Annotated in this window: 14 protein-coding genes; 6 read left to right on the top strand and 8 right to left on the bottom strand. The window is 65.5% G+C overall.

Features of this window, described 5'->3' with window-relative positions:
- Positions 1-16 precede the first annotated feature (16 nt).
- The 4 genes from MF607_RS10360 to MF607_RS10345 form a co-directional block, all read right to left on the bottom strand.
- Positions 17-268, bottom strand: coding sequence for a ribbon-helix-helix domain-containing protein (locus MF607_RS10360; RefSeq protein ID WP_242118293.1), 252 nt, complete (start codon positions 266-268; stop codon positions 17-19).
- Positions 265-2,094 (bottom strand): cobaltochelatase subunit CobT, encoded by a 1,830-nt coding sequence (cobT, locus tag MF607_RS10355; protein ID WP_242118291.1) that lies wholly within the window; start codon positions 2,092-2,094, stop codon positions 265-267. Before cobT ends, MF607_RS10360 begins: the two co-directional genes overlap by 4 nt.
- A 328-nt stretch (positions 2,095-2,422) precedes the next feature.
- The gene (locus MF607_RS10350; protein ID WP_242118288.1) at positions 2,423-4,513 is read right to left on the bottom strand and encodes a RelA/SpoT family protein; all 2,091 of its coding nucleotides are present in this window, start codon (positions 4,511-4,513) and stop codon (positions 2,423-2,425) included.
- Between the two features lie 51 nt (positions 4,514-4,564).
- Positions 4,565-4,870 (bottom strand): CC_3452 family protein, encoded by a 306-nt coding sequence (locus MF607_RS10345; protein ID WP_242118286.1) that lies wholly within the window; start codon positions 4,868-4,870, stop codon positions 4,565-4,567.
- A 137-nt stretch (positions 4,871-5,007) separates the two neighbouring features.
- On the opposite strand from MF607_RS10345, the gene MF607_RS10340 reads away from it, so the two are divergent.
- Positions 5,008-5,478: a winged helix-turn-helix transcriptional regulator gene (locus MF607_RS10340; RefSeq protein WP_242118284.1), complete on the top strand. Its 471-nt coding sequence runs from the start codon at positions 5,008-5,010 to the stop codon at positions 5,476-5,478.
- Positions 5,479-5,520: 42 nt separating this feature from the next.
- Here the strand turns inward: MF607_RS10340 and MF607_RS10335 are convergent, their stop codons facing one another.
- The 3 genes from MF607_RS10335 to MF607_RS10325 form a co-directional block, all read right to left on the bottom strand.
- The gene (locus tag MF607_RS10335) at positions 5,521-5,784 is read right to left on the bottom strand and encodes a DUF2061 domain-containing protein (protein WP_242118282.1); all 264 of its coding nucleotides are present in this window, start codon (positions 5,782-5,784) and stop codon (positions 5,521-5,523) included.
- Between the two features lie 102 nt (positions 5,785-5,886).
- On the bottom strand, positions 5,887-6,285 hold the full coding sequence (locus MF607_RS10330) for an MAPEG family protein (RefSeq protein WP_242118280.1): 399 nt from the start codon (positions 6,283-6,285) through the stop codon (positions 5,887-5,889).
- A 106-nt stretch (positions 6,286-6,391) separates the two neighbouring features.
- A complete protein-coding gene (locus MF607_RS10325; RefSeq protein WP_056459143.1) occupies positions 6,392-7,600 on the bottom strand; it encodes an LL-diaminopimelate aminotransferase in 1,209 nt (402 codons plus the stop codon).
- Positions 7,601-7,675: 75 nt separating this feature from the next.
- Between MF607_RS10325 and MF607_RS10320 the strand changes: the two genes are divergently transcribed.
- The 3 genes from MF607_RS10320 (at position 7,676) to clpS (ending at position 10,806) form a co-directional block, all read left to right on the top strand.
- Positions 7,676-9,403 (top strand): PHA/PHB synthase family protein, encoded by a 1,728-nt coding sequence (locus MF607_RS10320; protein WP_242118278.1) that lies wholly within the window; start codon positions 7,676-7,678, stop codon positions 9,401-9,403.
- A 124-nt stretch (positions 9,404-9,527) separates the two neighbouring features.
- Positions 9,528-10,319, top strand: a complete 792-nt coding sequence (locus tag MF607_RS10315) for a phasin family protein (RefSeq protein ID WP_242118495.1) — start codon at positions 9,528-9,530, stop codon at positions 10,317-10,319.
- Between the two features lie 136 nt (positions 10,320-10,455).
- Entirely contained in the window at positions 10,456-10,806 is a 351-nt protein-coding gene (gene clpS / locus MF607_RS10310) for an ATP-dependent Clp protease adapter ClpS (RefSeq protein ID WP_431311938.1), read from the top strand.
- Positions 10,807-10,812: 6 nt separating this feature from the next.
- On the opposite strand, the gene MF607_RS10305 is transcribed toward clpS, so the two are convergent.
- The gene (locus tag MF607_RS10305; protein WP_242118276.1) at positions 10,813-11,142 is read right to left on the bottom strand and encodes a hypothetical protein; all 330 of its coding nucleotides are present in this window, start codon (positions 11,140-11,142) and stop codon (positions 10,813-10,815) included.
- Positions 11,143-11,384: 242 nt separating this feature from the next.
- Between MF607_RS10305 and murA the strand changes: the two genes are divergently transcribed.
- Together murA and MF607_RS10295 are read left to right on the top strand one after the other, a co-directional pair.
- Positions 11,385-12,668 (top strand): UDP-N-acetylglucosamine 1-carboxyvinyltransferase, encoded by a 1,284-nt coding sequence (gene murA, locus MF607_RS10300; RefSeq protein WP_242118274.1) that lies wholly within the window; start codon positions 11,385-11,387, stop codon positions 12,666-12,668.
- Positions 12,669-12,774: 106 nt separating this feature from the next.
- A complete protein-coding gene (locus tag MF607_RS10295; protein ID WP_242118272.1) occupies positions 12,775-13,914 on the top strand; it encodes an aldose epimerase family protein in 1,140 nt (379 codons plus the stop codon).
- The last annotated feature ends 198 nt before the right edge of the window (positions 13,915-14,112 follow it).

Here is a 14,112-nt window from a genome sequence, read left to right as displayed (position 1 = left end):
CCTCCGCGTGAACCCCTTACTGCCCCGAAACCTCACCCAGCAACCACGACCGGATCGCGCTCGCCAGGTTCGGCGGATCGTCGCCCTCGATCCGCACCGCGTCGATCGCCGCGACCAGCGCCGATAGCGGCAGCGACCGTCGCGCCGCCGCCGCTTCCAGCGCCACCCAGAAGCCGGGTTCGAGACTGATCGACGTCGCGTGACCGGCGATGGTGATCGACCGCTTGACCGGCCCCCGAAAGCCGCCGGGCGGGGCGGTCGGCTTCATTCGCTGTCGAACAGCGACGCCAGTTGCTCGATCATCGTGCCGGCCAGCTGTTCGGCATCCATGATCGTGACGGCGCGATTGTACCAGCGGGTCACGTCATGGCCGATGCCGATCGCGACCAGCTCGACCGGCGACTTGCCCTCGATCCACGCAATCACCTGCCGCAGATGCCGTTCGAGATAGCTGCCCGAATTGACCGACAGCGTCGAATCATCGACCGGCGCGCCGTCGGAGATGACCATCAGCACCTTGCGGTCCTCGGGGCGTGCCAGCAGTCGGCCGTGCGCCCATAACAGCGCCTCGCCGTCGATATTCTCCTTGAGCAGTCCCTCGCGCATCATCAGCCCGAGCGACTTCTTTGCACGGCGCCACGGCTCGTCGGCCTGTTTGTAGACGATGTGGCGGATGTCGTTGAGGCGGCCGGGCTGCGGCGGGCGTCCGGCGGCGAGCCATGATTCACGGGCCTGCCCCCCCTTCCACGCGCGGGTCGTAAAGCCGAGAATCTCGACCTTCACCCCGACGCGTTCGAGCGTGCGGGCAAGGATATCGGCGCTGATCGCAGCGATGCCGATCGGGCGGCCGCGCATCGACCCCGAATTGTCGATCAGCAGCGTGACGACGGTATCGCGAAATTCGGTGTCGCGCTCGATCTTGTAGCTGAGCGACTGCGCGGGATTGATGACCACCCGCGCCAGTCGCGCGGCGTCAAGCAACCCTTCCTCCTGATCGAAATCCCACGAACGCGACTGTTGCGCCATCAGCCGGCGTTGCAGCCGGTTGGCGAGCTTGGTCACCACCCCCTGCAACTGCACCAGTTGCTGGTCGAGATAGGCGCGCAGCCGTTCGAGCTCGTCGGCCTCGCAGAGTTCGGTCGCGGCGACCACCTCGTCATACTTGGTGGTGAAAGCGCGGTATTCGAACTGTGCGTTGAGGTCGGCAAAGGGGCGGTTGGACCGGACCGGCATCATCCCGCCCTCGTCCTCGCCATCCGCCATGTCGTCGCCCTCGGCGTCGACGTCCTCGCTCATGTCGTCGGACTGGCCGTCCGACTGGTCGTCGCTGCGATCCTCGCCGCGCGCCTCGACCTGCCCCTCGCCGCCCTGCTGTTCGCCGGAATCGTCGCCGTCGTCCTCGGGCGTCTGTTCGTCCTCGCCTTCGGAATCGTCGCCGCCGTCATCGGCCTGTTCGGGTTCGATCTCGCCCTCGACCAGTTCGAGGTCCTCGAGCAGGCGGGTGATGCTGCGCCCGAACGCGGCCTGATCGGCGACCAGCCCGGCCAGCGTGTCGAGCTGCGCGCCGGCGCGTTCCTCGATCCAGTCGGTGACCAGCGCCATGCCCGGCGCGGCGGCGGCAGGCGGGGCACGACCGGTCAGCCGTTCGCGCACCAGCATCTGCACAGCGGTCGACAATGGTACTTCGGCGCGCGTGCGGGCGCGGGTGATCGGGTCCGACCGCATCCGCATCGCCAGCGCATGGTCGAGATTGTCGGCGATGCCGTCATAGCCCGCCGACCCCAGCGCATCGACGCGCGCCTGTTCGACCGCGTCATAGACCGCGCGCGCGACCGCTTCGCCCGGCGCACTGCGGGCGTGGAGCGCGGCATTGTGGTGGCGCATGCGGAGCGCGAAACCGTCGGCGAGGCCGCGCGCTTCGGCGACCTGATCGGCGGGCAGCGCGCGGGCAGGCATCGGCACCTTGATATGCTTGCCCGATGCGGTCGGAGCGTCGGCAGTGAAGGCCAGTTCGACCTCGGGTTCGTCGGCAATCGCGCGCGATGTGCCGCGCAGGACGTCACGAAACCGGTCGAGCGGGGATTCCTGTGCCATGGGCTGTGCTTTGGGGATTGGGGGCGGGGGAGGCAAGGGGGGAAGTTCCTCCTCGGTACGGGGAGGGGGACCGCCGCGAAGCGGTGGTGGAGGGGGCGGGCGGCGCAACGCGACGTTTCAGTATGCCGACACCCCCCTCCACCGGCTTCGCTGGTCCCCCTCCCCGTGCCGGGGAGGAATAAAATGGAAATCCTCCCCACATCGTGGGGAGGGGGACCATGCGCAGCATGGTGGAGGGGGAGGGCCGCGAACGATACCGTTTTTTGGGGCGACGCCCCTCCACCACGCCCTTCGGGCGCGGTCCCCATCCCCATAAAATGGGTAGAATCTAGAGGCGTTCGGCCTTGTTCACCGCGTCGGCGGCGCGCAGGCCGGCGAGCAGCTTCATCAGATGCGCGGCGTCGCGCACCTCGACGTCGATGGTGTTGGTGTGGAAGGTCGTGTCGCGGTTGTCGAGCCTGAGCCCGAGGATGTTCGCCTTGTGCCCGCCGATGACCGTCGCCACCGCCCCCAGCGCACCGGGTTCGTTCTTCAGCGTCACCGCGATGCGTGCGGTCGCCCCCTCGGCATTGTTGCCCCAGGTCAGGTCGATCCAGTGATGCGGGTCGATCGCCTCGATCGTCTCGCAACCGATCTCATGCACCTCGAACCGGCCGTCGCCGCGGCGGATGCCGATGATGCGGTCGCCCGGCACCGGATGGCAGCAGGTGGCGAGGTCGTAGCCGACGCCGGCGGTCAGCCCCTTGATCTCGATCGGCGCGCGTTGCGCCGGGATCGGTTCCGCCTTCGGGTCGGCGACGGCGCCGGGCATTACCGCCTCCATCACCGCTTCGTCGGTCAGCTTGCCATGCGCCAGACATTCGAACAGCGTCGCTTCGTCGGCAATCTTCAGCCGCTTCAGCCCTTCGGCCAATGCATCACTGCCCGGCGGCACCGGCAGGCGCGCGATCAGTTCCTGATACATACGCTTGCCCAGCGCCACCGTCTCGTCGCGCTCGCGCTGGCGGATGTAACGGCGAATGGCGGCGCGCGCCTTGCCGGTGATCGCGAAGTTCAGCCAATTGGCCTGCGGACGCTGCGCCTTCGATCGCAGGATCTGCACTTGATCGCCGTTCTTGAGTTCGGTGCGCAGCGGCACGACACCGCCATTGACCTTCGCGCCCACCGCCTGATCGCCGAGATCGGTGTGGACGGCATAGGCGAAGTCGATCGGCGTGGCACCTTTCGGCAACTGGTGCAGCTCGCCCTTGGGCGTGAAGGCGAAGATGCGGTCGGCATACATCGCCATGCGGGTATGTTCGAGCAGCTCCTCGGGACTCTCGGCATTGTCGAGGATCTCGACGAGGTCGCGGATCCAGCGGACCTGCGTATCGGGACGCACCGCATCCTGCTTGTACGCCCAGTGTGCCGCCAGCCCGAACTCGGCCTGCGCATGCATCTCGCGCGTGCGGATCTGCACCTCGATCCGCATATTCTCGGCATGGATGACGCTGGTGTGCAGCGAGCGATAGCCGTTGCGCTTGGGCGTCGAGATATAGTCCTTGAACCGCCCCGGCACCATCGGCCAGCGCCGGTGGATGATGCCCAATGCGCGGTAGCATTCCTCCTCGCTGTCGACGATCGCGCGGAAGGCGATGATGTCCGACAGCTGTTCGAGCGTGACGTGCCGCTCCGACATCTTGCGCCAGATCGAATAGGGATGCTTGCGCCGGCCCGACACTTCGGCGGTAATGCCGTGGCGGTCGAGCAGGGTCTTCAGGTCACCGCCGATCTTGGCGACGCGGTCGCCGCCGCCTTCCTCCAACTGTTCGAGGCGGCGGGTGATCGATTCATAGGCTTCGGGTTCGATCTCGCGAAATGCCAGCGTCTGCATTTCGTTCATGAACTCGTACATGCCGATCCGCTCGGCGAGCGGGGCATAGATATCCATCGTCTCGCGGGCGATCCGCTTGCGCTTCTCGGGCTTCGCGATGTGATGGAGCGTGCGCATATTGTGCAGCCGGTCGGCCAGCTTCACCAGCAGCACGCGAATGTCGTCGGACATCGCCAGCAGGAACTTGCGCAGATTCTCGGCTGCGCGCTCGTTCTCGGTCTGCGCCTCGATCTTGCTGAGCTTGGTCACCCCCTCGACCAACCGCGCGACGTTCACGCCGAACTTGGCCTGGATTTCCTCATGGGTGGCGACGGTATCCTCGACCGTGTCGTGCAGGATCGCGGTCGCGATCGTCTCGTCATCGAGGTGCAGGTCGGTCAGGATGCCGGCCACCTCGATCGGATGGCTGAAATAGGGGTCGCCCGATGCGCGCTTCTGGCTGCCATGCGCGTGCATCGAAAAGACATAGGCGCGATTGAGCAGCGCCTCGTCCGCATCCGGGTCGTAGGTCTTGACCCTCTCCACCAATTCATACTGCCGCAGCATGGGAACTAGATGGAGCGGGCCGGGCCGGCTTTGCAACCGTTTTCGCGCGGATCAGGCACCTTTGGCGCGGATGTTGCACTTGGCGAGCTGTTCGGGGGCGAAAGCGGTGCCGTTGGCGGTAAAGGCGGTCAGCGGACCAAGCTGTGCCGCGGCAAGCTGGCACATGGTCAGATGGCTACCTTCGGCACGCAGCGTCGCGCAGCGTTCGGCGGTGCATTTCCACAAGGTGCTGCGCGTCAGGAGCGTGTCGCTGACGGGTGCGGTTACCGGAACCGCGCTATAGCCGCGGTTCGACTGTGCTGCGGCGGCGAAGGGCAGGGTCAGCGCGGCGGCGGTCATCAGGGCGAACATCTTCATCGACACGGGCTCCCAAGGGCGATCTGGCTGGAGTGCCGGCTAATATACATTCATGTAAGTTGCAAGTTGATATGTTTGCTGCAAACGCGAAACACGACTATTTCCCTCTCCGCCGCCATGCGCTAGACCCGTAGCGGATGACGACCGCTCTTCGAGAACCGCTGCGCGACCTGGCCAGCCAGTGCAGCCTGCCTGCCGCGTTGGAGGCGATGGGCGAGCGCTGGTCGTTCCTGATCCTGCGCGGATCGTTCAACGGATTGTCGCATTTCGAGGAGTTCCAGTCGGAACTGGGCATCGCACGCAACATCCTTGCGAACCGGCTGTCGCGGCTCGTCGGGCACGGCATTCTCGAACGCCGCGTGGTCGAGAGCGACCGGCGCAAGATTGAATATCGGCTGACCGAAAAGGGCTATGCGCTGCTGCCGACAATGGTCGCGCTGCGCCAGTGGGGCGAGCGGTGGGAGACCGGCGTGCCGGCGACGCCGGTGCTGGTCGACGCGCGCGACCATCGCCCGGTGCAGCCGGTCGCGGTACACAGCCATGACGGGCGGGTGCTGGGCAAGGGCGATCTGGTCTGGTCGCTGCCCGAGGATGTGTCGGGCGCCTGACAGATTAGGAACGCCCGTGCCGTCGCGACGGGCCGGGCGCCGTCAGCCGGCTGGAAGCGTCGCCGTTTCGCCGGTCGCCACCGGTTCCTCGCGACGGCCCCAGCGGACGAGCGACCATGCGCGCTCATGGAAATAGAACAGGGTGATCTTGGTAAGCACTTCGGTGCCGGCGATCGCGCCTGCCAATTTGGCCGAGCCGGAAAAGAGCAACCCCAGTACGAAGGTATCGATCGACCCGACGGTGCGCCACGACACCGCCTTCACGAAACTGCGCGGATGGCTCTCAAGACCCTTGAACAGGAACATGGCGTCGACTCCGCCCGTGCGGGATGCCGGGCGCCACTGGGTGCGACAGCGCCGCACGGCTGCGTAGCGAGGAAAATATGGGACCGCGCAAGCAACACTTTGTCACAATAGCCGGATCAGCATCAGCAACAGCCCGAACATCGACGCGACCCATACCAGGCTGCGGACATAGGGTACGCCGAACAGATAGAGCGGGTGATAGACGACACGCGCGACGAACCACAGCAGCGCGCCCGTGGCGCCCAGCCCGCCGGTCCGCTCGCTGACCGCCAAGGCCAGTGCGAGCGCGATGAACGCTGGATAGGTTTCCTTGAAATTGTCGAGCGCCCGCTGCGCGCGGCCGGCCAGGGCACGCTGGGGACGCTGGTCCCCGTCGCGCGGACCGGCATTCCATTTGACCCCCAGCTCGCGCGTCGCCAGCTGCCCTTGCAGCATCAACGCCACGACCAGCAGCACGACCGACCAGCCGAGCAGAATGAGTTCGAGGGGCAGGGTTGTCATCGGCACGCTCCGTCTGCGGACCAGCGGTAAAGGTTTGGACAGAGCGTGCGGTTCCGTCCTTCTCCCTTCGTCACTCCCGCGTGGGGGAGTGACGATCGCTGGCGGATTAACCCACGCTGCGCCCAGGCGTATTGACGCCCATCGACTGCAGATATTTCTTCACGTTGCGCGCCGCCTGGCGCAACCGCTGTTCGTTCTCGACCATCGCGATCCGGACATAGCCCTCGCCATTCTCGCCATAGCCGACGCCGGGTGCGACCGCGACCTTGGCTTCGGTCAGCAACTGCTTGGCGAATTCGAGGCTGCCCAGATGCGCGAGCGCGGGCGGCAGCGGCGCCCAGGCGAACATCGACGCGCGCGGGGAGGGAATGTCCCAGCCGGCGCGGCCGAAGCTCTCGACCAGCACGTCGCGGCGCTTGTGATAGAGTTGTCGGTTCTTTTCGACGATATCCTGCGGACCGTTCAGCGCCGCGCAGGCCGCCGCCTGGATCGGGGTGAAGGCACCGTAATCGAGATAGGACTTCACCCGCGTCATCGCCGCGATCAGCTTCTTGTTGCCGACGCCGAACCCCATCCGCCAGCCGGCCATCGAATAGGTCTTGCTGAGCGAGGTGAATTCGATCGCGACGTCCTTCGCACCCTTCACCTGCAGGATCGATGGCGTCGGGCAGCCGTCATAATAGAGTTCGCTATAGGCGAGGTCGGAGATGATCCACAGGCCGTGCTCCTTCGCGAAGGCGACGACGCGTTCGTAGAAGGCGAGGTCGACGACCTCGGCGGTGGGGTTCGACGGATATCCCATTACCAGCACGCTGGGGCGCGGCACGGTGAACGCCATCGCGCGTTCGAGGCTTTCGAAATAATGTTCGTCCGGCGTGGTCGGCACCGCGCGGATTGTCGCGCCGGCGATGATGAAGCCGAACATATGGATCGGGTAGCTGGGATTGGGCGCGAGGATGACGTCGCCCGGCGCGGTGATCGCGGTGGCGAGGCTGGCCAGCCCTTCCTTCGACCCCATGGTCACCACGACTTCGCTGTCGGGATCGATATCGACGCCGAAGCGGCGGCCATAATAATTGGCCTGTGCGCGGCGCAGTCCCGGAATACCGCGCGACTGCGAATAGCCGTGCGCCGAAGGCTTGCGTGCGACCTCGACCAGCTTTTCAATGACATGGTCGGGCGGCGGCAGATCGGGATTGCCCATGCCGAGGTCGATAATGTCCTCGCCACCGGCACGCGCGGCCGCCCGCATCGCGTTCACTTCGGCGATGACATAGGGGGGCAGGCGCTTCATGCGGTAGAATTCGTCGGACATTCTCGTTCCTTTCGTCATCGCCCTTACGCTAGGAAGCAATAAACGGGTAGGCCCGGATACCGTTGGGAGAGGAAAATGACCGACAAGCCGAACGTGCCGCCCGCGACGGCCATGTCGCTGGAAGAGCTGCAGCATTGGACGCAGATGCTGGGCCGCGCGCAACAGATGATGCTGGAGCAGGGCATCGACCTGATGGAACGCGCACCCGCCTTGCCCGACCCGACCGGCATGCTGAAGGTCCAGACCGATTTCTGGACCGACACGATGAAGCTGTGGCAGCGCTTCCTCGACCCCGCCAACGCCGAACCGGTCGACGAGTCGCCGGAGCGCGCGCGCGACAAACGGTTCAAGGCCAAGCAATGGCATGACGATCCGCTGTTCGCCTTCATCCGCCAAAGCTATTTCCTCGTCGCCGACCATATGCTGAAGGGCGTCGACGCGCTGGACGGGGTCGATCCGAAGCAGAAGGAGCAGATCCGTTTCGCCACCCGCGGCCTGATCGACGCGATGAGTCCGACCAACTTTCCCGCGACCAACCCGCTGGTCGTCGAGAAGATCATCGAGACGCGCGGCGAGAATCTGCTGAAGGGCCTGCAGAACATGCTGGCCGATATGGCCAAGGGGCAGATGACCCAGAGCGATACCAGCGCGTTCGAACTGGGCCGCAACGTCGCGACCACGCCGGGCAAGGTCATCAAGCGCACGCCGCTCTACGAACTGATCCATTATGCGCCGACGACCAAGAAGGTCGGCGCGATCCCGCTGCTGATCTTTCCGCCGTGGATCAATCGTTTCTACATTCTCGATCTGACGCCCGAGAAGAGCTTCATCCGCTGGGCGGTCGAGCAGGGCCTGAGCGTGTTCGTCGTGTCGTGGAAATCGGCCGACGCGTCGATGAAGGACGTGACGTGGGACGATTATGTCGTGCGCGGACAGATCGATGCGATCGACACGGTGCGTGCGGTGCTGGGCGTCGAATCGGTCCATGCCATCGGTTATTGCGTGGCGGGCACGACGCTGGCGGCAACGCTGGCGCTGCTCACGGCGCGGGGCGAGGCGGCGAAGGTCGCGACCGCCACCTTCTTCACCGCGCAGGTCGATTTCGCCGATGCCGGGGAATTGTCGCTGTTCGTCGACGACGATCAGCTCGGCCTGATCCGGCAGGTCGGCAAGGACGGCTATCTCGACGGGCGCTACATGGCGGCGACCTTCAACCTGCTGCGCGGGCGCGACCTGATCTGGAATTACGTGACCAACAATTATCTGCTCGGCAACGACTATGCCCCGTTCGACCTGTTGCACTGGAATGCCGACGTCACCAACCTGCCGGCGAACTGGCATCTGGGCTATCTGACCGACCTGTACCGCGACAACCGGTTGGCGCAGCCGGGGTCGATGACCGTCGACGGCACCCCGATCGACCTGACCACGGTCAAGACGCCCGCCTATATCCAGGCAGGGCGCGAGGATCACATCGCCCCGCCCGAAAGCGTGTGGAAGGTGACCGAGCATTTTGCCGGCCCCCTGCGCTTCGTCCTTGCGGGGTCGGGGCATATCGCCGGCGTCGTGAACCCGCCTTCGGCCGGCAAATATCAATATTGGACCAACGACCAGCCCGCCGACTCGCTGGCCGCGTTCATCGCCGGCGCGCGCGAGACGAAGGGCAGCTGGTGGCCGGACTGGCGCCGGTGGATCGCAGAGGCGGATGGTGCGACCGTGCCGGCGACGGGCGCGCGCATCCCGGGCAGGGGCGGCGCGGCATCGCTGGGTGACGCGCCCGGCGACTATGTGCGCACCCGCTGAAATCGTTTGAAATTACAGCATCGTATATTTATGTTGCGCTGCACAAATTTCGCCTTGAAACTGTAGGAATCTGGTCCTAATTGGTGCGTCGCAGCAGTAGCAGATGGAGGATGTCCGAGTGACCATGCGAGGTCCGAAGACCGGCGCGCGCAAGCCCGCCAGTTCCCGTTCCACCCGGTCGGTCGCGACCGCTCCCGTCGTTCCTGCAGCGCCGGAACCGGTGGTCCCGGCGGTCGAGCCGGTCGAGGCGGAGCTTCCGCCCGTACCGTTCGTCGCCGCGACCAAGCCCGCGCCGGCCGAATTGCCTCTCAAGACCGAAACCGCCGCCGTCGTCATCCCGACGCCGCCAGTCGAACCGGTCGTGGAAGAGGCCAAGACCGTTGCCGAGACCGTCGAGGTCGTGGCCGAGGAAACTGAAAAGGCGGTCGAAACCGTCACCGCTCTAGTCGAGGAAAAGACCATGGACGTCACCAACGAAGCGACCGCCACCGCCCAGAACGCCGCCAGCAAGGCGCAGGCGATGACCACCGAATTCAACGAAAAGGCGAAGGCCGCGTTCGAAAAGGGCGCTAAGGGCTTCGAGGAAATGAACGAGATGGCCAAGGGCAACATCGAAGCGATGGTCGAAGCCAGCCGCATCGCCGCCAAGGGCCTCGAATCGCTTGGCCAGGAAATGGCTGAATTTGGCCGCAAGTCGTTCGAGCACGCGACCTCGACCGCCAAGACGCTCGCGACCGTCAAGTCGCCGACCGAGTTCATGAAGCTGCAGTCGGATTTCGTCCGCCAGTCGTTCGACTCGTTCGTCGCCGAAGCGTCCAAGACCACCGAAATGATGATCAAGCTGGCCGGCGACGCCGCGCAGCCGATCAGCAACCGCGTCGCGGTTGCCGCCGACAAGGTGAAGGTCACCGCGTAAGCGGTCGGTTAGCCTTTACCGGCTAGGGAAGGGGGCGGTCGCGCGAGCGGCTGCCCCTTTTGTCATTTCCAATTCGGCGCATATGACCACGCACCCTCTTGCCCTGCCGGACATGCATGCCATATTTTGCGGCGACATGTCTCGACAGCCTTGCATCCAGATGGCCGGTGACGACCGCGACCATGACGACGACCGCTCGACCGGTCTCGGCGTCGCCACCCAGACCCGCGTCAAGAAACCCACGCCGTACCGCGTGCTGATGCTGAACGACGATTATACCCCGATGGAATTCGTCGTGCTGTGCCTGCAACGCTTCTTCCGCATGAGCATGGAGGAAGCGACGCGGGTGATGCTGCACGTCCACCAGCGTGGCGTCGGCGTCTGCGGCGTCTTCACCTACGAGGTCGCCGAGACCAAGGTCGCGCAGGTGATGGACTTCGCGCGGCAGAACCAGCACCCGCTGCAATGCACGCTGGAGAAGGCGTAACCGTCGTCAGCCCGCGCGGTCGAGCGTCCGGTCGCTCAGATAGAGATGCAAGGCATGGGCGACGACGAACAGCAGTGATCCCAGCAGCAGGATTGGCAGGGGATCCTGTCCCCCGCGCGGCGCGATAAGGCTAGACGTGGTCATCACGGTCAGGACGATGGCGGCGAGGACGGGCGTGACGGCAAGCGCCAGCCGACGGGGTGCGGTCCAGTTGACCTGGCCCGACAGCGACCATTGCATCGGTAAGCGTGCAACCCGGCGACGTCGCTGGTCGTAGCGGACCGACATGACGACCAGTATCGCGAGCGTCACGATCATGATGGCAATATGGGTCATGGCGTTCTTCTGGCTGCGTCGAACATGGTTTGGGAAAGCCTGAAGCGCAACAACGATCCCCACTACAGGGTGGGGGGGGGACCAGCCGCAGGCTGGTGGAGGGGGAGGGCCGCAGTCGGAACCGTAGCGTTTGCGGCGATCCCCCTCCACCATCGCCTTCGGCGACGGTCCCCCTCCCCGTGAACGGGGAGGATTGACGTGCACCTCTTGCACACCCCCGCGTACCCACTAGAAGCTGCCCCATGGATCGTATCGTCATTCGCGGCGGCAATCGCCTGTCCGGCCGCATCGTCATTTCTGGCGCGAAGAACGCCGCGCTTACCCTGCTGCCCTGTGCGCTGCTGACTGAAGAGCCGCTGACGCTGCGCAACCTGCCACGCCTGGCGGACGTCGACAGTTTCGGCCACCTGCTCAACCAGTTCGGCGTGTCGACCACGGTCGAGGGTTCGCACCCGAGCGAATTCGGCCGGGTGATGACGATGCGCGGCCAGCGGCTGACCTCAACGGTCGCACCCTATGACATCGTCCGTAAGATGCGCGCGTCGATCCTCGTGCTCGGCCCGCTGGTCGCACGTGCGGGCGAGGCGACGGTGTCGCTGCCCGGCGGCTGCGCGATCGGCAACCGCCCGATCGACCTGCACCTGAAGGCGCTCGAAGCGCTGGGCGCCGAGATCGAGCTGGCGGCGGGCTATGTAAAGGCGACTGCGCCCGGCGGACGCTTGCCCGGCGGGCGCTATCGCTTCCCGGTCGTCTCGGTCGGCGCGACCGAGAATGCGGTGATGGCGGCGGTGCTGGCCAAGGGGACCAGCGTCCTCGAAAACGCCGCGCGCGAGCCGGAGATCGTCGACCTGTGCCGCTGCCTCGTCGCGATGGGCGCCAGCATCGACGGCATCGGCAGCGACACGCTGACCATCGAGGGCCGCGAGAAGCTGCACGGCGCGACCTATGCGGTGATGCCCGACCGGATCGAGGCGGGCAGCTATGCCTGTGCCGCGGCGATCACCGGCGGCGCGGTCGAATTGGCCAATGTCGTACCCTCCGACATGCGCGCGACGATCGACGCGCTGGTCGAGGCCGGCGTCGCGGTGCGTGAGGAAGCGACTTCGCTGTTCGTCGAGGCGGGTGGCGACATCCGCCCCGTCAACCTGTCGACCGCGCCCTATCCGGGCTTCGCCACCGACATGCAGGCGCAGTTCATGGCGCTGCTGACCCGTGCCGACGGCGCGAGTGTGCTGACCGAGACGATCTTCGAAAACCGCTACATGCACGTCCCCGAACTGGCGCGGATGGGCGCGGACATCACCGTCACCGGCCGTTCGGCGGTGGTGCGTGGTGTCGCCGGCCTGGTCGGCGCGCCGGTGATGGCGACCGACCTGCGCGCATCGATGAGCCTCATCATCGCCGGATTGGCGGCAGAGGGAGAGACGTCCGTCAGCCGCGTCTATCACCTCGACCGCGGCTATGAACGGCTGGAGGAAAAGCTGCAGGCGGTCGGGGCCGATATCGAACGGCTGGGCGACGGTTGAGCTTTGCGCCGCTCGCCGCTTGAACAAGCGCTTATTGTCTGACTATACCCCTCCCGACGAACCGGACGCGGCGCGAACGCCCGCCGGCGGCATTGGGAGGGTGACGATGAAAAAGGCGTTTCTGGTCAGCACATTGGCCATCGCAACGAGTTTGTGTGGCGGTGCGGCCAACGCAGCCACCGCCAAGCGGTCGAGCTTCGGCAAGCTGCCCGACGGCACGGCGGTCGAGATGGTGACGCTGACCGGCAGCAACGGCGTCAGCGCGAAGATCATGACGCTCGGCGCCACCCTGCAAGCGTTCAACGCCCCCGACCGCAAGGGCAAGGTCGCCGACATCACGCTCGGCTATGACGATGCCGCCAGCTACGTCACCGCCCCCAATTACTGGGGTCAGACGATCGGCCGCTATGCCAACCGTATCGCCGGCGGCAAGTTCACGCTCGACGGCAAGGCCTATCAGCTGACGCAGAACGACAAGGCCAATTCGCTGCACGGCGGCACGGTCGGCTTCGACAAGCGCGTGTGGCGGATCGTGTCGGTCAAGGACGGCCCGAGCGCGTCGGTGACGATGACGCTCAACAGCCCGAATGGCGATCAGGGTTACCCGGGTACGCTCGACGTGACTGTCACCTATGCGCTCGACGACAAGGGCGCGCTGACCATCGATTTCGATGCGAAGAGCGACGCGCCGACCATCGTCAACCTGACCAACCATGCGCTGTTCGACATGGGCGGCGAGGGCAGCACGCTGGGTACGATGACCCATAAGCTGACTATCCCCGCCAGCCGCTACACGCCGGTCAACGATGCGCTGATCCCGACCGGCGAGCGTCGCCCGGTCGCCGGCACGGTGTTCGATTTCACCCGCGGGCGGATCGTCGGGCAGGACGTCCGCGACGGGCGCGATCCGCAGATCATTGCCGGGCGTGGATACGACCATAATTTCGTGCTCGACGCCGGCATGACCAAGGAGCCGAAGCTGGCCGCGCGCCTCGAAGACCCGGCATCGGGCCGCGTGCTCGAAGTGCTGACCACCGAACCCGGCGTGCAATTCTATTCGGGCAATTTCATCGACGGCACGCTGATCGGCAAGAACCGCCATGTCTATCGCATGGGCGACGGCATTGCGCTCGAACCGCAGAAATTCCCCGATACGCCGAACCAGCCGGCGTTCGGATCGGCGCGGGTCGAACCGGGCAAGCCGTATCATCACCGGATGGTCTATCGGGTATCGGTGGTGCGCTGACCGACTTCAGTTGAAGCCATATCCCGGCGCAGGCGGGGATCCAGAGCCGAGCGTGCCAACGTTGCGTTCGATGACCCCGGATCCCCGTCCGCGCGAGACCTATGCGAAACTTCCTTTTTCGTGCCCCGGCGAAGGCCGGGGCCCAGTTGGGTAACGTTCGCAACTTGCTGAAAAGCCTTTCCAACTGGACCCCGGCCT

The sequence above is a fragment of the Sphingomonas lacusdianchii genome (assembly GCF_022664395.1).
In the GTDB taxonomy this organism is placed as follows: Bacteria; Pseudomonadota; Alphaproteobacteria; order Sphingomonadales; family Sphingomonadaceae; genus Sphingomonas; species Sphingomonas lacusdianchii.
The sequence above is the reverse complement of the archived record's forward strand: the minus strand, read 5'-3'. Positions and strand labels throughout refer to the sequence as shown.